Origin of the sequence: Enterobacter sp. ZOR0014 (genome assembly GCF_000798855.1) — a bacterium.
In the GTDB taxonomy this organism is placed as follows: Bacteria; Pseudomonadota; Gammaproteobacteria; order Enterobacterales; family Enterobacteriaceae; genus Enterobacter; species Enterobacter kobei.
Genome location: NZ_JTLF01000319.1, coordinates 1 through 19,679, shown reverse-complemented (window position 1 = coordinate 19,679; position 19,679 = coordinate 1). Strand labels below are relative to the sequence as shown.

Genomic DNA, 19,679 nt, shown 5'->3' with positions numbered 1-19,679 from the left:
GGCGCTCTTCGCCAGCGGTATGGCGCTGGTGGATACCCTCGACAATTTGCTGATGGTCGGTGCCTACGGCTGGGCGTTTAACAAACCGCAGCGCAAGCTCTACTACAACATGACCATTACCGGTACCTCCGTGGTGGTGGCGCTGTTCATTGGTGGGCTGGAAGCGCTGGGTCTGCTGATGGATAAATTTGCCCTTAGCGGCGGCGTCTGGGATGCGGTGGGCGCGGTGAACGATAACCTCGGCAACGCCGGATTTGTGGTGGTCGGGCTGTTTGTCGCCTGCTGGCTGATCTCCATGGCCAACTACCGCTGGCGCGGCTACGATGCGCTGGTGGTGCGCTCCTGAATTTTTGCCTCAACTCTCTTTTTGTTGTTTTGTAGGCCGGGTAAGCGCAGCGCCACCCGGCAATACGACGGTTAAGCAGGTAGCGATTTCAGCAGCGCGAACGCCTCCTTCATTCTCTCTTCGCTCACCACAAAGGCGCGCAATTGGTCATCTGCGTCGATGCCGCGCGCCACCATCCCCTGTGATTCAATGGCGATTTGCCAGCTCAGATCCTGTCGCTGCGTTTCTCCCGCAAGGTGCAGCGGCAGGTCCGGCGTTTTCACCTTCACCAGCATCGGAGGAAGCTTTAGCGGCGCGCTGACGCCGATCAGGTTTTTCGCCAGGACCATGGCGCTCAACTGGATCGGTTGCAGAAACGGCAGCACCCGGCCATTAATTTCCGCGCAGTCGCCCAGGGCATAAATGTCCGGCTGTGAGGTTTGCAGGTAGCTGTCGACCTTTACGCCGCGGTCTGTTTCGGCGCCTGCGCGATGTGCCAGCGCGGTTTCCGGGCGCAGACCCGTCGCGGCAACCACCGCATCCACCTCAACGCTGCGGTTGCGGTCGAGTGCCCCACGAATGCCGCCTGCGGTTTTGCTCAGACTCTGTAACTGCGATTTGAGCAGCAGATGGACGCCCATGTCGGTCAGTCGATGCTGTAAGCGGCTGCTTACTTCTGCGGGCATCAGCGCCGACAGAATGCTCGCCGCGTGGTCAACCAGGGTAACGGTTTTACCCGCGCGGCAGAAATCCATCGCCAGCTCGGTACCAATCAGCCCACCGCCGACGATCATCACGCGTTGCGCATCGCGAAGCCCCGTTTCGCTTGCCTGATACTCCTGCTGGCTGTTTAGGGTGATCATCAGCTCTCGCCCTTCAAAGGGCGGCACAAAGGCAGAGGCCCCTGTGGCCAGCACCAGCTTGTCGTACTGCCAGATTTTGTCTTTCGCCTTCACGACGTGCGCGGCGGCGTCGATATCGGTAACCCAGGTGTAGGGAAACAGGCGCAGGTTAAACTGTTCCGCGAACTCCCCCGCCGTCTGGCGGGTGAGGTCTTCGGCGCGCTGATTCTGGCTGATGACATGGCTTAAATCAGGCTTGTTGTACTCATCCATGCTGTCGGCGGCGATCACCGTCACCGGCACGTTAGCGTCCTGTTTGCGGATATTTTTCACCAGCTGGCGGGCGGCGAAGCCCGAACCGATGATGACGATTCCGTGATTCATTTTGCCTCCGTACCCAGTTCGTCAAAAACGTCTTTACCGAGGGAACATTCCGGGCAGAGGAAGGTATCCGGCACGTCGCACCACGGCGTGCCCGGGGCAACGTCCTGAAGGGGTTCGCCCCGTTCCGGGTCATATATCCACTGGCAAACGCTGCACTGCATGCGTGGGCCGAGGTGTGCAGCAGCGGCAGCTGCACAGGCACAGGCTTCCTGCTGTTCGGTAGGTTTTGCAGACGCCTCAGGAAGCGGTGCGAGCGCCCACTGACGGGTAATGTCGCGGCCATGCTGACGGCAAATTTCCAGCGCGTCGATATCCGGGCGCCATTTCGCTTTCAGACTCAGGGACATCTCAAAACCTGCATCCTGCAGACGGGTAGAGAGGCGATCTACCGCGCCGCCGCTCCAGCCGTGAGAGCCAAACGCGCTGGCGCGTTTGTTGCGAAAACGCAGGCCGGTCATCTCTTCCACCAGGCCAGCAATTTTCGGCATCATCACGTTGTTCATCGTGGAGGTGCCCACCAGCACGCCTTTTGAGCGGAAGACATTGGTGAGGATCTCGTTTTTATCGCTGCGCGCCACGTTGAAGATTTTCACCGCCACGTTCGGATCCACTTCGTTGATGCCCTGGGCAATGGCGTCCGCCATCATGCGGGTGTTATTGGACATGGTGTCGTAGAAAATCGTGATGCGGTCTTCCTGATAATCCGCCGCCCATTTCAGGTACAGCTCAACGATCTGGGTGGGGTTTTCACGCCACACCACGCCGTGGGAGGTGGCAATCATGTCCACCGGCAGGTTAAAGCCGAGGATCTCGGTGATTTTTGGCGTCACCAGACGGCTGAACGGGGTCAGAATGTTGGCGTAGTAGCGCTGGCACTGCTCAAACAGTTCGGTCTGATCCACTTCATCATTGAACAGGCGTTCGTCACAGTAGTGCTGGCCAAAGGCGTCGTTGCTGAACAATACCGCGTCGCCGGTCATGTAGGTCATCATGCTGTCCGGCCAGTGCAGCATCGGGGTTTCAACGAAGATCAGCTGTTTGCCGTTGCCGATATCCAGCGAGTCGCCGGTTTTCACGGTGTGGAAATTCCACTCCGGATGATGGTGATGACCGTTGATCGAGTCGATGGCGTTGGTGGTGCAGTAGATCGGTGTATTCGGAATGTACGACATCAGCTCGGTCAACGCACCGGCGTGATCCTCTTCCGCGTGGTTGATGATGATGTAGTCGATTGCGTCGAGATCGATTTCGCTGCGCAGGTTCTGCACGAACTCGCGGCTGAATTTGTGATCGACGGTATCGATCAGGACGTTTTTGCCTTCACGGATAAGATAGCTGTTGTAGCTGCTGCCGCGCAGCGTTTTGTATTCCGTCCCGTGGAAATCACGCACCTCCCAGTCACGTTGACCCACCCAATGAATGTTATTTTTAACCAGAATAGACATAGCAACCTCAACGTAATACAGCGTTTTTGAATAAGATGATTTGCCTATATCACATTGCGTGCCAACTTTTATCTTTTTGATTTTAATGAATTATTTTTTCTATACCTCGTGATGAGTAGTCATTATGACTATCCTGATGACGGTCAATATGACACTATTTATTGTCAAAATGACAGCGAGGCAGCCATGAGTTTTTCCGTTGATGTGCTGGCGAAGATCGCCATTGAACTGCAAACCGGTATCGGTCATCAGGACCGTTTTCAGCGGCTTATCTCCACGCTGCGTCACGTGCTGGCGTGCGATGCCTCGGCGCTGTTGCGCTACGAGGGGAGACAGTTTATTCCGCTGGCTATCGACGGGCTCGCGAAAGATGTTCTCGGGCGGCGGTTTACTCTTGAAGGGCATCCGCGGCTGGAAACCATTGCCCGTGCGGGTGACGTGGTACGTTTCCCGGCGGACAGCGACTTGCCGGATCCCTACGACGGTCTGATCCCGGGGCAGGAGAGCCTGAAGGTGCACGCCTGTATCGGTCTGCCGCTGTTTGCCGGACAACACCTGATTGGCGCATTAACCCTCGACGGCATGTCGCCGGACCAGTTCGATACCTTCAGTGATGAAGAGTTAAGGCTGATTGCCGCGCTGGCCTCCGGGGCGCTCAATAACGCGTTGCTGATAGAACAGCTGGAAAGCCAGAATATTCTTCCCGGCAGCCCGTCGGCGTTTGAGCCGGTGGCGCACACGGAGATGATCGGCCTGTCGCCGGGCATAGCGCAGCTTAAAAAAGAGATTGAGATTGTCGCCGCGTCCGACCTGAACGTGCTGATCTTCGGTGAAACCGGCACCGGTAAAGAGCTGGTGGCGAAGTCAATTCATGAAGCCTCACCACGCGCGGCCAACCCGCTCGTATACCTTAACTGTGCCGCATTGCCGGAGAGCGTGGCGGAAAGCGAGCTGTTTGGTCACGTCAAAGGGGCATTTACCGGGGCCATCAGCAACCGCAGCGGTAAGTTTGAGATGGCCGATAACGGGACGCTGTTTCTCGATGAGATTGGAGAGCTTTCGCTTTCGCTCCAGGCCAAACTGTTGCGCGTATTGCAGTACGGTGACATCCAGCGCGTGGGGGATGACCGCAGCTTACGGGTGGACGTGCGCGTGCTGGCGGCGACCAACCGCGACCTGCGAGAAGCGGTGCTGGCCGGGCATTTCCGCGCGGATCTTTTCCACCGTCTGAGCGTGTTCCCGCTTACCGTGCCGCCGCTGCGCGAGCGCGGAGAAGATGTGGTTCTGCTGGCGGGATATTTCTGCGAGCAATGCCGTCTCAGAATGGGGCTTTCCCGCGTGGTACTCAGCCCGGGGGCAAGGGCGCATCTGTTGAGCTACGGCTGGCCGGGCAACGTGCGGGAGCTCGAGCATGCGATTCACCGTGCGGTGGTGCTGGCGCGTGCGACGCGTGCGGGTGATGAGGTTGTGATCCACGCGCGTCATTTTGCGTTGCACGATGACGCCGTGCAGGCGGTGGCTCAGCGTGTGCCGGAGAATGCAAATGAAAACCTGCGCGAGGCGACGCAAGCGTTCCAGCGTCAGATGATTACCCTCGCGCTGGAGCAGAACAACCGCAGCTGGGCGGCGTGCGCGCGGGCGCTGGAGATGGACGTCGCCAACCTGCACCGGCTGGCGAAGCGTCTTGGGCTGAAGGGTTAAATAATCCCCGCCTGGTAGAAATCCTGCAGGTTGATGGCACCGCAGAGCTTGCCGGCGTCATCCACCACCGGTGCGGCGGTGATTTTGCGCTTCATCAGCACCTCTTTGGCCTCAATGGCGCGGCTGTCGGCATTCAGCGTCAGCCCGCCTTTGGTCATCGCGTCAGACACTTTCGTTTCCAGTTTGCCACCCCCCACCAGCCAGCGCCGCAGGTCGCCGTCAGTGAATACGCCCTGGACGCTACCGTTGTCGTCACACACCGCGACCAGCCCCAGCCCGGTGCGGCTCAGTTCCAGCATCGCGTCCATCACGCTGGTATCGAGCTTGACCTGGGGAATGGCATCGTCAGTGCGCATCAGATGATGAACCTTATTGAGCAGCCGCGCGCCGAGCGCGCCCGCCGGATGCGAACGGGCAAAATCTTCTTCGTTAAATCCGCGCGCCTGCATCACCGCCATCGCCAGCGCGTCACCCATCATGAGGGTGTTGACGGTGCTGGAGGTCGGGGCAAGGTGCATCGGGCAGGCTTCACGCTCAACGGAAATATCCAGCGTCGCTTTAGCGGCCAGCGCCAGCGGCGAGCGGGATTTGCCGGTCATCGCCAGCAGAGCGACCGATTTCTCCTGCAGGCGCGGAATAATAAGATCCAGCTCTTTGGCCGAACCGGAGTAGGAGATAAACAGCATCACATCGCGGCTTTCAATCATCCCCAGATCGCCATGCAGCGCCTCGGCGGGATGCACGAAGAAGGCCGGGGTGCCGGTGCTCGCCAGCGTCGCGGCAATTTTTTTGCCGATATGGCCGGATTTACCGATGCCCGCCACGATCACTTTGCCTTCGCAGTGGATAATCGTGTTGGCGGCGCGGACAAAATCCTCGCCCAGACGTTCTGGCAGGCGGCTGGCTTCCTGCAGCTCCAGCATCAGCGTCTGGCGGCCCGTTTCTAACAGAAAATCACTCATCTCTCTCTCCGGTTACGATCACGTCGATACCTTTCTCTTCCAGCGCCTTTTTGAACGCCGGATCAATCCCCGCGTCGGTAATCAGCTTATCAACGCTTTCAAGGCTACAGACAATGTTGGGACTTTTGCGGCCAAACTTCGACGAGTCTGCCATCAAAATCACTTCCCGTGCGGCGTTGCACATCGCTTTACTGACGCTGAATACCTCATTGAAGGTCGTGACGCCTGCGTTCAGATCGATGCCGTCGGTGCCCATAAACAGCTTATCGAAGCTGAAGTGGTCGAAAGCGTTCTCGGCCAGCTGACCGTGAAACGACGCCGATTTTTTGCGAAAGGTGCCGCCGGGCATCAGGATAGTCTGCTCGCTGTCAAATTCCGACAGGGCGTTGACGATATGCAGGCTGTTGGTCATCACCGTGATGTTGTTAAAGCGGCTGAGCAGGGGGATCATTTGCAGGACGGTGCTGCCTGCGTCGAGAATGATGGAATCACCATCGTGAATAAATTTAACGGCGGCCTCGGCAATAAGCGCTTTCTGGTGGGTATTGATCAGCGTTTTGTGATCGATAGGCGGGTCAGCTTCATCCTTATTCAGCATCACCCCGCCGTAAGTTCGGATGACGGCGCCAGAGTTTTCGAGCAATACCAGGTCCTTGCGTATTGTCGTGCCGGTGGTGTCAAAGTAGTGGGCCAGATCCTCCACCGAGCATTTCCCCTGCTTTTGCAGATACTCGAGAATGGCCGCCTGCCGCTGACGTGGTTTCATAGGCGCTTCGTTCCTTAGGTTGCGAAATGATAATTTCGCAAGTCTATAGCTTTCACAACGAAATTATCCATGTTTCAGATTAAGCGCTAATGATAGTGCATTCTGACAGCCTGAATCATGGGGAAAGATCACATCAGGCCGTAATTCCTGCAGTGAAATGCCGTTGATTGCCTGGATTTTAGTCGGACGAGCAAACACCGTCATGCCACGCATGATCAGGGAATCGCATACGCGATCGTGTTCATCCAATACAACGGCGACCACCACGCGCGGTTTAAAGCGTCCGCCGGAACGTCCGACGCCCACGCGACCTTTCTGACACAGGGCATCAAACGCGCGGTTGAACTGATGGATCTGCCAGCCGCCAAACGCCATCTGGCAGATCCAGGCGAGGGCGGCGACGGTGATGAGTGCGGTGACCATATTGACTCCTTTAATTGCCGGGTGGCGGTTGCGCCTTACCCGGCCTACGGTTTGAAGGTTTTTGTAGGCCCGGTAAGCGTTAGCGCCACCGGGCAAAACCGCTCGATCAGAACATCACCTGCCCGCCGGTGACGTTAATCGACTGCCCGGTGCAGTACGACGCTTTCGGGCTGGCGTAAAACAGCAGCATGTTCAGCACGTCCTGATAATCGCACCCGCGCTTCAGCGGCACTTTATCGATGTAGTACTGCTCCACTTCTTCAGCCTTGATGCCGAGCTTGGTGGCGTACTGCGGCAGCAGGGACTGGAACATTGGCGATTTCAGCAGGTTGCCCAGCATCAGCGAGTGAACGGTAATGCCGTATTCAGCCAGATCCAGCGCCAGAGACTGCGTCAGCCCCACGCCGCCAAACTTGGCCGCGCTGTAGCCGGAGTTGTGCTTGCTGCCCACTTTCCCGGATTTCGAGTTGATCTGAATAATGCGCCCCTGAATACCGTCGCGGATCATCAGGCGGGAAAACTCGCGGGCGCAGAGGAAATAACCCACCAGATTGACCTGCAGCGAGCGGTCAAAATCCCCCAGTTCGAAATCGCTGATAAACGCCGCTTTCGCAATTCCCGCGCTGTAGACCAGCAGGTCGGTACGTCCAAAAATCTCGTCCACGCCGCGGGCGAGCGCCATTACGCTTTGCTCGCTGGTGGCGTCGGCACCAAACCCGTACGCCATCCCTTCACCAAATTCGGTGTTGATGGTGTCCGCCACGCGGGCGGCTTTTTCACTCTGAATATCCACGACCGCCACGCGGTAGCCTTCTGCGGCAAGCCCACGGCAAAGGAACTCACCTAAGGTTTGTCCTCCACCAATGACAACGGCAACCTGACTCATGTGTTTCTCCTTAATTACGCAACAAATTTTAACGTGCAGCCTGGGGTGACAGCCTGCGGAACCGGGCCCGCCACGTGAACCGTACCGGGATACTCCGCCTGCGGCTGTCCGTCAAAACGCAGGGTGATATGGCCCAGTTCGCGTAGGTTTTGCTCGGCGACATCGCCGACGGCGGTTACCGCATAGCGCGTCTCGCCCAGCTCCAGCTGGCTTCCTGCTTTCAGCTCGCCGTTAAGCTCGCCGTGGCAGTGAATAAAGCAAAACTCTTCGATATCCGCCGGGGCACCTTCGCGGAAAGTAATCAGCATCTGGTCGCTGAGCGCATCCGCTGCGCTCTGGCCGATGCGGGTAATGGTGGTCTGATAAATCACGGTCATCGCAGGAACCTCTTATTGATAGATAAAGCCGGAGACAAACCAGGCAATCAGCACCGTCGGCGCGCCCGTCAGGAAGCGGCTGACCAGTACGGACGGCACGCCTACGCGCACGGTGTCCTGGCGCGCTTCGGCCAATGACAGTCCGACGGGGATGAAGTCGCACGCGGCCTGGGCGTTAATGGCAAACAGGGCGGGCAGGGCGAGGTGTGGCGGAATATTGCCGAGGCCAATCTGCACGCCAATCAGTACGCCGATGACCTGAGCGATCACCGCGCCCGGGCCGAGGAACGGCGACAGCAGCGGGAAGGAGCAGATCAGTGCCAGCGTCACCAGCCCTAGCGGGTGGCTGGCGAGCGGGGCGAGGCCGTGGGCAATCCAGTCGCCCAGGCCGGACGCCATGATGATGCCGATCAGCGCCGAGACGAACGCCATAAACGGCAGAATGGTTTTCAGTACCGTGTCGATGGTGTCGCGCCCGGACTGGAACAGCACCGCCACGGCGGAGCCCATACCCATCCCGACCTTCGCCAGCAGGCCGTCGCTCTGCTCGGTGATTTTCTTGCTGGTGTCGTAATCTCGCGGGGCCACTTTTTGCGGCGCGGGACTGCCATTCACCAGAGTGATGTTGTCCTCCTTCACGCCCGACACATAGATGTCTTCAAGGATGTACTGTGCCAGCGGGCCGGATTTGCCGGTGGAGTGGATATTCACCGTCGGAATACGCCGCTTCGGATAGATGCCGCAGCGCAGCGTGCCGCCGCAGTCGATCACCGCCACGCCGATTTCCGCTTCCGGCGGCTCACCCTCTTTAAAGCCATCGACGGCTTCCCAGCCGGTCAGCTCACGCAGCTTATCGACGATCGCCGGGCGCGTGCCTGCGGTGATGTAAACGATCTTTTTGCCTTCGGAGGCGTCGAACTCCAGCGGGCCGCCCCAGCCACCCGTGCCTTTCTCAATGCGGATCCGGTTCATGCTGTGGCTCCTGAAAGATGGACTTTTTGTTCAAGCTGGATACCCATTTTTTTCTCGAAAATGGCGGTGGTGAGGTCTGTGACCCAGCCGCGGAAGAAGTTGGTCACCAGGCCAACCAGCAGGTAACTGACTGCCAGCGGGCCGAGCGGTAGACCAAGGGTGGTAAGGCCGCTGGCGATACCGAGGTAAACAAACAGCTCTCCGGGGTTGATGTGCGGGAACAGGCCGTTCATCGAATGGCAGCTGTAAGAGGCGGCGGCGTAATAACTCGGCTTGTACTTTTCTGGCATAAAGCGGCCGAGGCTTAAGGTCATCGGGTTGCAGAACACGAAGGTGCCGATGAACGGCAAAATCAGGTAGCGGGACAGCGGGTTCCCGGCGCAGCGCTGAGCGAAGCGTTCAATGCGATGCTGGCCGATAAAGTTAATCAGCGCGTTCATGATCACCAGCAGGCTGATCAGCAGGGGCAGGATCCCGGTCACCATGCCGGTGAACACTTCTCCGCCTTTCTGAAACAGCCCGATGAACCACTCGGCGCCGTGGGTGATGGTTTCTATCATTGTTCTCTCCTGTGGGGCTTTTTTGTTTTGTATTACTGGGGCTAATAATAATCACTTTGAAAGGTTTTAAAGTGTTAGTTAGATCTCACAATGAAAGAAAAATGGATTATTTTGAAAGTTAATTGATGTGATGAATGATTTCCGGTGGAAAAAAGCACGGATTTGCGTTGGGGAGGTGCGTACCGCTTCCTTGAGGTGTTACGGATGCTTTACCATACTGGGTTCTTATCGAACCCGTTAAATGGATGTCTCATGTTCAAGCGTCGTTATGCAGCGCTGTTGCCAGCGCTTATTCTGCTGTCTGCCTGCAGTAGCAAACCTAAGACCGAAGCTGTTCAGCAAACGGCTGGCGCCCCTTCCGGAGGGTTCCTGCTGGAGCCGCAGCACAATATGATGCAAATGGGTGGCGACTTCGCGAATAACCCGGCGGCCGAGCAGTTCATTGATAAAATGGTGAGCAAACACGGCTTTGACCGCCAGCAGCTGCACGAAATTTTGTCCCAGGCAAAGCGTCTGGACTACGTGCTGCGCCTGATGGACAGACAGGCACCGACGGCACAGGTCCCTACCGGGCCAAACGGCGCATGGTTGCGCTATCGCAAACAGTTTATTACCCCGGACAACGTGCAAAACGGCGTGGTGTTCTGGAATCAGTATGAAGATGCCCTTAATCGCGCGTGGCAGGTATACGGCGTGCCGCCGGAGATCATCGTCGGGATTATCGGCGTGGAAACCCGCTGGGGCCGCGTAATGGGTAAAACCCGCATCCTCGATGCGCTGGCGACGCTCTCCTTTAACTACCCGCGCCGCGCGGAGTATTTCTCTTCCGAGCTGGAAACCTTCCTGCTGATGGCGCGCAACGAGCAGGACGACCCGCTCGATCTGAAAGGTTCGTTTGCCGGTGCGATGGGCTACGGCCAGTTTATGCCATCCTCCTATAAACAATATGCCGTCGACTTCAATGGCGATGGTCATATCAACCTGTGGGATCCGGTGGATGCCATCGGCAGCGTGGCAAACTACTTCAAAGCGCACGGCTGGACGCCAGGTGGACAGGTAGCCGTGCAGGCGAACGGCGAGGCATTTGGTCTGGAAAACGGCTTTAAAACCAAATACAGCGTCGCGCAGCTGACGGCGGCAGGCTTAACGCCAACGCAGCCGCTGGGCAATGTTGACCAGGTAAGCCTGCTGCGTCTGGACGTGGGAACCGGTTATCAGTACTGGTACGGCATGCCGAACTTCTACACCATCACCCGCTATAACCACAGCACTCATTATGCCATGGCCGTGTGGCAGCTGGGGCTGGCGGTCTCGCAGGCCCGCGTGCCGGCGGCGTCACCGTTTAGTCAGTAAGTCGCTCTGACGGGTAGGCCTGATGCCCTCACCCTGACCCTCTCCCACGGGAGAGGGACGTTTTACAGAAACATTTCGCCACACTCCCTTTTCAAACCCGCCATTTACATCTCAATCACCTTTCATTATTGTTATGTTATAACATTTAACGCGGTGTCGAGATGTCAACGTCCCTTTTCTCTCTGTCTGCTCCGGTTCGGCTTTTACTGGCGCTGGTGCTTATTGTTTTTATCGGGCTGGCCGTGCGCTGGGCGGTGGCGCTGCCATGATCCTGATGAATGAACTGGTCGCGGGCTATGACCGCCAGCCTGTAACGCGGCCCCTCTCAGGCACGATTGAGCGCGGCAGTATGACGGCTATCGTCGGCGCCAATGGCTGCGGAAAATCCACGCTGCTGAAAACGCTCGCCGGGTTTATTCCTCCCGTGGGCGGCAGCTTTCGCTGGCAGGGTAAGCGCCCGGTGATTGGCTGGCTGGCACAGCGCCACGCACTCGAGGCGCAATTTCCGCTCACCGTTCAGGACGTGGTGAGTATGGGCTGCTGGCCGGGCATATCGCTCTTATCCGGGTTTCGTCGGGAAACGCGGTTACGCATTGCCAGCGCGCTGGAGCGGGTAGGGCTGGCGTCGATGGCGCTTTCCACCATTGATGAACTCTCCGGTGGGCAGTTTCAGCGCATGTTATTTGCCCGCGTTTTAGTGCAGCAGGCACCGCTTGTGATGCTCGATGAGCCTTTCACCGGCGTCGACGAAGCGACCTGCAACGTGCTGATGGATCTGATGCTGGAGATGTATATGCAGGGCCAGACTCTGCTTGCGGTATTGCATGACAGCGAGCGTGTGGCACGCCACTTCCCGCAGACATTAATGCTGGATGCTGACATTCCTCACTGGAAAACCGAGCGGGTGAGGGTGGCATGATTTGGCATCTCTTTTTCCTGCCGTTTATTGAGTACGGCTTTATGCGTCGTGCGCTGGTGGTCTGCCTGGCCCTTTCTGTCAGTACCACCGCACTCGGCGTATTCCTCCAGCTGCGCCGGATGAGCCTGATGGGTGATGCCCTTTCTCACGCCATTTTACCCGGTGTCGCCGTAGGGTATTTGCTCAGCGGCATGTCGCTGCTGGCGATGAGTATCGGTGGTTTTATTGCCGGTATTACCGTGGCGCTGGTGGCCGGCCTGGTCAGCCGACGCACGCCGATTAAAGAGGATGCCAGCTTTGCCGGATTTTACCTTGGCTCACTGGCACTGGGCGTCACGCTGGTGTCGCTGCGCGGGTCGAATGTCGATCTGCTGCATCTGCTGTTTGGTTCCATTCTTGCGGTGGACAACGATGCGGCGCTGTTTGTCACGGGCGTTTGCATGTTCACCCTGATAACGCTGGCGATTTTCTATCGTGGGCTGGTGACCGAAGCCTTTGATACCGCCTGGTTGCAGGTCAATGCCCGCGGGTTGCCCGGCCTGCTCCACGGACTGTTTCTGGCGCTGCTGGTGCTTAACCTGGTGGCCGGTTTTCAGGTGCTCGGCACGCTGATGGCCGTCGGGCTGATGATGCTCCCGGCGGTGGCGGCACGCTGCTGGGTGCGCACATTGCCAGGTTTGCTTTTGATGGCCGGCATCAGCGGAATTTTCTGCGCGTGGCTGGGCTTAAGTTTGTCCTGGGCAATCAGTCTGCCCGCCGGACCGTCCATTGTGCTGACCGCCAGCGCGTTGTTCTTTATTTCTGTTTTATTTGGCACGCGAAGCAGGCTGGCTGGCAGTCTGCGCGCGCTTTTTTAAGGCAAGGGGAAACGATGAAACTTACAGGATTAGTGATGGCGCTTGCGCTGGGTATGCTGTCGAACGGCGTGATGGCGAAAACGCTGAATGTGGTGACCAGCTTTTCGATACTGGGAGATATTACGCAGGAAGTGGGCGGCGACCATGTGAACGTGACGACGCTGGTCGGGCCGGACGGCGATCCGCATACCTTCGAACCGTCACCTAAAGACAGCGCGGCGCTGAGCAAGGCTGACGTGGTGGTGGTCAACGGCCTGGGGCTGGAAGGGTGGCTCGACCGTCTGGTGAAAGCCTCCGGTTTCAAAGGGCAGCTGGTTGTGGCCTCAACCGGGGTAAAAACGCACACGCTCGAGGAAGATGGAAAGACCGTGACCGACCCGCATGCCTGGAATAGCGCGGCGAACGGTGCGCTGTATGCACAAAATATTCTGAACGGGCTGGTGAAAGCAGATCCAGAGGATAAAGCGGCACTGGAGGCTTCAGGCCAGCCGTATATCGCGCAACTGACGCAACTGGACGGCTGGGCCAAAACCCGCTTTAGCCAGATCCCACAGGAAAAACGTAACGTGCTGACCAGCCATGACGCATTCGGCTATTTTAGCCGCGCGTATGGCGTCACCTTCATGGCACCGCAAGGGCTCTCTTCAGAGAGCGAGGCCAGCGCAGCGCAGGTCGCTGAGATTATCAATCAGATCAAAGCCGATGGCGTGAAAACCTGGTTTATGGAAAACCAGCTCGATCCGCGTCTGGTGAAGCAAATTGCGACGGCGACAGGCGCGCAGCCGGGAGGCGAACTTTACCCGGAAGCCCTGTCGGCAAAAGGTGGGGTTGCTGATACCTACGTTAAGGCATTTCGCCACAACGTGAACACCCTCGCTGACAGTATGAAATAACCTCCCCATAGCCGGTGCGCCCGCATCGGCTTTTTTCTGAAGCCCCCTCGTAAAACCCGAAGCGCATCCCCATATTTGACGAGAAAGTGCTATCTTGTGCTGCACGTTTTTCTGAAGCCTGGAGCGAGAATGACTGACCATGAATTGATGCAGCTTAGCGAGATAGTCGGACTGGCGCTTAAGCAACGCGGGGCGACCCTTACCACCGCGGAATCCTGCACCGGCGGCTGGGTGGCGAAAGCGATTACCGATATTGCCGGCAGTTCCGCCTGGTTTGAACGCGGCTTTGTGACCTACAGTAACGAAGCTAAAGCACAGATGATTGGCGTGCGTGAATCCACGCTGGAACAGCACGGCGCGGTCAGCGAGCCGGTGGTGATCGAGATGGCCATTGGCGCGCTAAAAGAGGCGCGGGCAGATTACGCGATTTCAATCAGCGGCATCGCGGGCCCGGACGGCGGCAGTGACGTGAAGCCCGTAGGCACCGTCTGGTTTGGTTTTGCGACCTCAAAAGGTGAAGGGATCACTCGCCGGGAGTGCTTTAGCGGCGACCGTGAAAGCGTGCGTCGTCAGGCAACGGAATATGCGTTAAAAACGCTCTGGCAACAATTTCTACAAAACACTTGATACTGTATGACTATACAGTATAATTGCACCAACAGAACAGAAATCCACGGTGAAGCACAGTCGCTTCTCCCGGCATGACAGGAGTAATAATGGCTATCGACGAAAACAAACAGAAAGCGTTGGCGGCAGCACTGGGCCAGATCGAAAAGCAATTCGGTAAAGGCTCCATCATGCGCCTGGGTGAAGACCGTACCATGGATGTTGAAACGATCTCCACCGGTTCGCTTTCTCTGGACATCGCGCTGGGCGCGGGCGGTCTGCCAATGGGCCGTATCGTAGAGATCTACGGGCCAGAGTCCTCCGGTAAAACCACCCTGACGCTGCAGGTGATTGCTGCGGCACAGCGCGAAGGTAAAACCTGTGCGTTTATCGATGCCGAGCACGCGCTGGATCCTGTTTATGCGCGTAAACTGGGCGTGGACATCGACAACCTGCTGTGTTCTCAGCCGGACACCGGTGAGCAGGCGCTGGAAATTTGTGACGCGCTGGCGCGCTCTGGTGCTGTTGACGTTATCGTGGTCGACTCCGTTGCTGCACTGACGCCAAAAGCGGAAATCGAAGGTGAAATCGGCGACTCTCACATGGGCCTCGCGGCACGTATGATGAGCCAGGCGATGCGTAAGCTGGCAGGTAACCTGAAGCAGTCCAACACGCTGCTGATCTTCATCAACCAGATCCGTATGAAAATTGGTGTGATGTTCGGTAACCCGGAAACCACAACCGGTGGTAACGCACTGAAATTCTACGCCTCTGTCCGTCTGGATATCCGCCGTATCGGCGCGGTGAAAGAGGGTGAAAACGTCGTTGGTAGCGAAACGCGCGTGAAGGTTGTGAAGAACAAAATCGCCGCACCGTTCAAACAGGCTGAATTCCAGATCCTCTACGGCGAAGGGATTAACTTCTTCGGTGAGCTGGTTGACCTGGGCGTGAAAGAGAAGCTGATTGAAAAAGCGGGCGCCTGGTATAGCTATAACGGTGACAAAATTGGTCAGGGTAAAGCGAATGCGATTTCCTGGCTGAAAGAGAACCCGGCTGCGGCGAAAGAGATTGAGAAGAAGGTGCGTGAGCTTCTGCTGAGCAACCAGGACTCTAAACCTGATTTCGTGGTGGATGCTGCGGATGCTGAAGAAACCAACGAAGACTTTTAAGTCTCTCGTGTAAAGATGAAGGGCTGCTGATGCGGCCCTTTTTGCATTTCTGAATCTGCAGGTTTTATATGAGTGAACCGACCACACGCCGACCCGCCTACTCGCGCTTGCTGGACCGTGCCGTACGTATACTTGCCGTGCGTGACCACAGCGAACAGGAGCTAAGACGAAAACTGTCAGCGCCTGTCATGAGCAAAAACGGGCCGGAAGAGATTGATGCCACTGCCGAAGATTATGACCGCGTGGTTGCCTGGTGCTATGAACATCATTACCTCGATGACGAACGCTTTGCCGCCCGCTTTCTCGCCAGCCGCGGACGTAAAGGCTACGGTCCTGCACGCATCCGTCAGGAACTGAATCAGAAAGGGGTGGCCCGGGAATCGATTGAAAAAGCGATGCGTGAATGCGACACAGACTGGTGTGAACTGGCGAAAGAGCAGGCGATTCGAAAGTACGGCGAACCGCTGCCGCGTGATTTTTCAGATAAAGTCAAAATCCAGCGCTTTTTGCTCTACCGCGGCTTTCTGATGGAAGATATTCAGGATATCTGGCGCAATTTTGTGGATTGAACGCATGCGGGATTTTACTTCCCACCAAAGAAAACTTATCTTATTCCCACTTTTTCCAGTAGCTGGTCTGTCCAACGGTTTATCGATACAGGCTGGCTGCGACATTTCGTTAGCTTGATTTCAGGATAATTATGAGCAAGAGCACCGCTGAGATCCGTCAGGCGTTTCTCGATTTTTTCCATAGTAAGGGACACCAGGTTGTTGCCAGCAGCTCCCTGGTACCGAACAACGACCCGACTTTACTGTTTACCAACGCCGGGATGAACCAGTTCAAGGATGTGTTCCTTGGTCTCGACAAGCGTAATTATTCCCGCGCCACAACATCACAGCGTTGCGTGCGTGCGGGCGGTAAACACAACGACCTGGAAAACGTCGGTTACACCGCGCGTCACCACACGTTCTTCGAAATGCTGGGTAACTTCAGCTTCGGCGACTATTTCAAACACGATGCCATTCAATATGCGTGGGAACTGCTGACCGGTGAAAACTGGTTCAACCTGCCGAAAGAGCGTCTGTGGGTTACCGTCTATGAAACCGATGACGAAGCCTACGAAATCTGGGAAAAAGAGGTCGGTATCCCGCGCGAGCGCATTATTCGCATCGGTGATAACAAAGGCGCGCCATACGCGTCTGACAACTTCTGGCAGATGGGTGATACCGGTCCTTGCGGTCCGTGCACCGAGATCTTCTACGATCACGGCGACCACATCTGGGGTGGACCTCCTGGCAGCCCGGAAGAAGACGGCGATCGCTATATTGAGATCTGGAACATCGTCTTCATGCAGTTCAATCGTCAGGCAGACGGTACCATGGAGCCGCTGCCGAAACCGTCCGTTGATACCGGTATGGGCCTGGAGCGTATTGCCGCCGTTCTGCAACACGTTAACTCCAACTACGAAATTGACCTGTTCAGCACCCTGATCAAAGCCGTTGCGGAAGTGACCGGTGCGACCGATCTGAACAACAAATCGCTGCGCGTGATTGCAGACCACATTCGTTCTTGTGCGTTCCTGATTGCCGACGGCGTAATCCCGTCGAATGAAAACCGTGGCTACGTGCTGCGTCGTATCATTCGTCGTGCGATCCGTCATGGCAACATGCTGGGCGCGAAGGACACCTTCTTCTACAAACTCGTTGGGCCACTGATTGGCGTGATGGGTGCAGCCGGTGACGAGCTGAAACGCCAGCAGGCGCAGGTAGAGCAGGTTCTGAAAACCGAAGAAGAGCAGTTTGCCCGTACGCTGGAGCGCGGTCTGGCGCTGCTGGATGAAGAACTGGCAAAACTGAAGGGCGACACGCTGGATGGCGAAACCGCTTTCCGCCTGTACGACACCTACGGCTTCCCGGTTGACCTGACGGCGGACGTTTGCCGTGAGCGTAACATCAAAGTTGACGAAGCGGGCTTCGAAGCCGCGATGGAAGAACAGCGTCGTCGTGCGCGTGAATCCAGCGGTTTCGGCGCAGACTACAACGCGATGATCCGCGTTGATAGCGCGTCTGAATTCAAAGGCTACGACGCACTGGAACTGACCGGTAAAGTGACCGCCCTGTTTGTTGACGGTAAAGCCGTAGACAGCATCAGTGCAGGTCAGGATGCGGTTGTCATTCTGGACAAAACGCCGTTCTACGCTGAGTCCGGCGGCCAGGTTGGCGATAAGGGCGAACTGAAAGGCAATGGTTTCAGCTTCAGCGTAAGCGACACCCAGAAATTCGGTCAGGCGATTGGTCACCAGGGCAAACTGGTTTCCGGTTCGCTGAAAGTGGGCGAGGGCGTGCAGGCGAATGTTGATGAAGCACGCCGTGCGCGTATTCGTCTGAACCACTCTGCAACCCACCTGATGCACGCTGCCCTGCGCGACGTGCTGGGCACCCATGTTGCACAGAAAGGTTCTCTGGTTAATGACAAAGTGCTGCGTTTCGACTTCTCGCACTTTGAAGCGATGAAACCGTCGGAAATCCGTGCGGTGGAGGATCTGGTGAACGCTCAGATCCGTCGTAACCTGCCGATCGAGACCCATATCATGGACCTCGAGGACGCGAAGAAAAAAGGTGCGATGGCGCTGTTTGGTGAGAAATATGACGAACGTGTTCGCGTACTGAGCATGGGCGACTTCTCGACCGAACTGTGCGGTGGTACTCACGCATCGCGCACCGGTGACATCGGCCTGTTCCGCATCGTTTCCGAGTCGGGTACGGCGGCTGGCGTGCGTCGTATTGAAGCGGTAACCGGTGAAGGCGCAATTGCCAGCCTGCATGCGCAGAGCGATCAGCTGCACGACATCGCGCAGCTGCTGAAAGGCGATAGCCAGAATCTGGGCGAGAAAGTGCGTGTTGCGCTGGAGCGTACCCGTCAGCTGGAAAAAGAGCTCCAGCAGCTGAAAGAACAGGCTGCGGCGCAGGAGAGTGCAAACCTCTCCAGCAAAGCGGTAGACATTAAGGGCGTCAAACTGCTGGTCAGCGATCTGGCGGGCGTTGAGCCTAAGATGCTGCGTACTATGGTCGACGATCTCAAGAACCAGCTTGGTTCTACCGTTATCGTGCTGGCGACGGTGGCAGAAGGTAAGGTTTCTCTGATTGCGGGCGTCTCTAAGGATGTGACCGACCGCGTAAAAGCAGGGGAACTGATTGGTATGGTCGCCCAGCAGGTGGGTGGCAAGGGAGGCGGTCGTCCGGACATGGCGCAAGCCGGTGGTACGGATGCGGCGGCACTTCCGCAAGCTTTGGCCAGCGTAGAAAGCTGGGTGAGCGCGAAACTGTAATAACTACAAAGCACAATCAGACGCCATAGCGGCAACGTTATGGCGTCTTGTTCACTGTGCTATCGATAACGATAAAGTCAGGTTGAGTTTGTGTATATCGGCTAAACTTACGTTTAACAGAATGTGATGCCGTGACTGCTTACACTTTACGTGTTTGTCATCGCTTACTTTTTGGCGTTATATGATGGATAATGCCGGGATACAAGAGACCCGACTCTTTTAATCTTTCAAGGAGCAAAGAATGCTGATTCTGACTCGTCGAGTTGGTGAGACCCTCATGATTGGGGATGAGGTCACCGTGACAGTTTTAGGGGTAAAGGGTAACCAGGTACGTATTGGTGTTAACGCTCCTAAAGAAGTATCTGTCCACCGTGAAGAGATCTACCAGCGTATCCAGGCTGAAAAATCCCAGCAGTCCAGTTACTGATATTGTCGCGTCTCGCTGTCGGGCGAGACGCAACCCTCCTGTCATTTTTCCTGCTCAACGTTACCGTTTCATTTCAACCGCTCTCTTTTTAACCACTCTACTATTCTTAACGCGCCCAAACCCCAGCCTTTCTACAAACGTTTTTTGAGAAGTTCGATGCAAAATCCGCTTATAAAACACCCTCTTTGCGGGTTTTACATGCGAATTGCGTGTGATTTGTGCAAACGATAAAAGCTTTTGGAAAATTGTTTGACTTATAAGTCCCAGAAAGTAATATATGCGCCACGCAGCGACGAGAAGCTCTTAACGAGTTACTCGGAGCACTCGAAAGAGGCGTTGTGTGGTGAGGTGGCCGAGAGGCTGAAGGCGCTCCCCTGCTAAGGGAGTATGCGGTCAAAAGCTGCATCCGGGGTTCGAATCCCCGCCTCACCGCCATTTTGCATCCGTAGCTCAGCTGGATAGAGTACTCGGCTACGAACCGAGC

At 56.6% G+C, this 19,679-nt stretch carries 20 protein-coding genes and 1 tRNA gene; 12 read left to right on the top strand and 9 right to left on the bottom strand.

Annotated features, from left to right (window positions below):
• Nucleotides 1–346 (top strand): HoxN/HupN/NixA family nickel/cobalt transporter (locus L977_RS18255; protein WP_047626489.1); only part of this gene is annotated, 346 nt, incomplete at its 5' end.
• Between the two features lie 71 nt (nt 347–417).
• Here L977_RS18255 and norW read toward each other — a convergent pair.
• On the bottom strand, nt 418–1,551 hold the full coding sequence (gene norW / locus L977_RS18250) for an NADH:flavorubredoxin reductase NorW (RefSeq protein WP_032635713.1): 1,134 nt from the start codon (nt 1,549–1,551) through the stop codon (nt 418–420).
• A complete protein-coding gene (gene norV / locus L977_RS18245; protein ID WP_047626488.1) occupies nt 1,548–2,996 on the bottom strand; it encodes an anaerobic nitric oxide reductase flavorubredoxin in 1,449 nt (482 codons plus the stop codon). The genes norW and norV overlap by 4 nt, the downstream gene beginning before the upstream one ends.
• A 186-nt stretch (nt 2,997–3,182) precedes the next feature.
• On the opposite strand from norV, the gene norR reads away from it, so the two are divergent.
• Nucleotides 3,183–4,697, top strand: a complete 1,515-nt coding sequence (norR, locus tag L977_RS18240; protein WP_047626487.1) for a nitric oxide reductase transcriptional regulator NorR — start codon at nt 3,183–3,185, stop codon at nt 4,695–4,697.
• Here norR and gutQ read toward each other — a convergent pair.
• The 7 genes from gutQ to srlA form a co-directional block, all read right to left on the bottom strand.
• Nucleotides 4,694–5,659, bottom strand: a complete 966-nt coding sequence (gene gutQ, locus L977_RS18235) for an arabinose-5-phosphate isomerase GutQ (RefSeq protein WP_014884991.1) — start codon at nt 5,657–5,659, stop codon at nt 4,694–4,696. The genes norR and gutQ overlap by 4 nt on opposite strands.
• Nucleotides 5,652–6,425 (bottom strand): glucitol operon DNA-binding transcriptional repressor SrlR, encoded by a 774-nt coding sequence (gene srlR / locus L977_RS18230; protein ID WP_014884990.1) that lies wholly within the window; start codon nt 6,423–6,425, stop codon nt 5,652–5,654. Before srlR ends, gutQ begins: the two co-directional genes overlap by 8 nt.
• Nucleotides 6,426–6,488: 63 nt before the next feature.
• The gene (gene gutM, locus L977_RS18225; RefSeq protein ID WP_014884989.1) at nt 6,489–6,848 is read right to left on the bottom strand and encodes a transcriptional regulator GutM; all 360 of its coding nucleotides are present in this window, start codon (nt 6,846–6,848) and stop codon (nt 6,489–6,491) included.
• A gap of 106 nt (nt 6,849–6,954) precedes the next feature.
• The gene (gene srlD / locus L977_RS18220; RefSeq protein WP_023294411.1) at nt 6,955–7,734 is read right to left on the bottom strand and encodes a sorbitol-6-phosphate dehydrogenase; all 780 of its coding nucleotides are present in this window, start codon (nt 7,732–7,734) and stop codon (nt 6,955–6,957) included.
• A gap of 14 nt (nt 7,735–7,748) precedes the next feature.
• Nucleotides 7,749–8,111, bottom strand: a complete 363-nt coding sequence (gene srlB / locus L977_RS18215) for a PTS glucitol/sorbitol transporter subunit IIA (protein WP_014884987.1) — start codon at nt 8,109–8,111, stop codon at nt 7,749–7,751.
• A gap of 12 nt (nt 8,112–8,123) precedes the next feature.
• Nucleotides 8,124–9,083 carry a PTS glucitol/sorbitol transporter subunit IIB gene (gene srlE, locus L977_RS18210; protein WP_047626482.1) on the bottom strand — a complete coding sequence of 320 codons (960 nt, stop codon included), beginning with the start codon at nt 9,081–9,083 and terminating at the stop codon, nt 8,124–8,126.
• Nucleotides 9,080–9,643 carry a PTS glucitol/sorbitol transporter subunit IIC gene (gene srlA / locus L977_RS18205; protein WP_023331154.1) on the bottom strand — a complete coding sequence of 188 codons (564 nt, stop codon included), beginning with the start codon at nt 9,641–9,643 and terminating at the stop codon, nt 9,080–9,082. The genes srlE and srlA overlap by 4 nt, the downstream gene beginning before the upstream one ends.
• A gap of 252 nt (nt 9,644–9,895) precedes the next feature.
• On the opposite strand from srlA, the gene mltB reads away from it, so the two are divergent.
• The 10 genes from mltB to L977_RS18155 all read left to right on the top strand — a co-directional run bounded on the left by mltB (nt 9,896) and on the right by L977_RS18155 (nt 19,630).
• Nucleotides 9,896–10,996 (top strand): lytic murein transglycosylase B, encoded by a 1,101-nt coding sequence (mltB, locus tag L977_RS18200; protein WP_023331153.1) that lies wholly within the window; start codon nt 9,896–9,898, stop codon nt 10,994–10,996.
• 265 nt (nt 10,997–11,261) lie between these two features.
• On the top strand, nt 11,262–11,915 hold the full coding sequence (locus L977_RS18195; protein WP_023331152.1) for a metal ABC transporter ATP-binding protein: 654 nt from the start codon (nt 11,262–11,264) through the stop codon (nt 11,913–11,915).
• Nucleotides 11,912–12,772: a metal ABC transporter permease gene (locus tag L977_RS18190; RefSeq protein ID WP_047626481.1), complete on the top strand. Its 861-nt coding sequence runs from the start codon at nt 11,912–11,914 to the stop codon at nt 12,770–12,772. Before L977_RS18195 ends, L977_RS18190 begins: the two co-directional genes overlap by 4 nt.
• A 14-nt stretch (nt 12,773–12,786) precedes the next feature.
• Nucleotides 12,787–13,665, top strand: coding sequence for a metal ABC transporter substrate-binding protein (locus L977_RS18185; protein ID WP_032635721.1), 879 nt, complete (start codon nt 12,787–12,789; stop codon nt 13,663–13,665).
• 129 nt (nt 13,666–13,794) lie between these two features.
• Entirely contained in the window at nt 13,795–14,292 is a 498-nt protein-coding gene (gene pncC, locus L977_RS18180; protein ID WP_023331148.1) for a nicotinamide-nucleotide amidase, read from the top strand.
• An 89-nt stretch (nt 14,293–14,381) separates the two neighbouring features.
• Complete coding sequence (gene recA, locus L977_RS18175; RefSeq protein ID WP_014884978.1) at nt 14,382–15,440, top strand: recombinase RecA; 1,059 nt, start codon at nt 14,382–14,384, stop codon at nt 15,438–15,440.
• A 68-nt stretch (nt 15,441–15,508) separates the two neighbouring features.
• The gene (gene recX / locus L977_RS18170) at nt 15,509–16,009 is read left to right on the top strand and encodes a recombination regulator RecX (protein ID WP_014884977.1); all 501 of its coding nucleotides are present in this window, start codon (nt 15,509–15,511) and stop codon (nt 16,007–16,009) included.
• 131 nt (nt 16,010–16,140) lie between these two features.
• Nucleotides 16,141–18,768 carry an alanine--tRNA ligase gene (gene alaS, locus L977_RS18165; RefSeq protein ID WP_023331147.1) on the top strand — a complete coding sequence of 876 codons (2,628 nt, stop codon included), beginning with the start codon at nt 16,141–16,143 and terminating at the stop codon, nt 18,766–18,768.
• A 241-nt stretch (nt 18,769–19,009) separates the two neighbouring features.
• Complete coding sequence (gene csrA, locus L977_RS18160) at nt 19,010–19,195, top strand: carbon storage regulator CsrA (RefSeq protein ID WP_000906486.1); 186 nt, start codon at nt 19,010–19,012, stop codon at nt 19,193–19,195.
• A gap of 342 nt (nt 19,196–19,537) precedes the next feature.
• Nucleotides 19,538–19,630: transfer RNA gene (locus tag L977_RS18155), tRNA-Ser, on the top strand.
• Nucleotides 19,631–19,679: the final 49 nt, after the last annotated feature.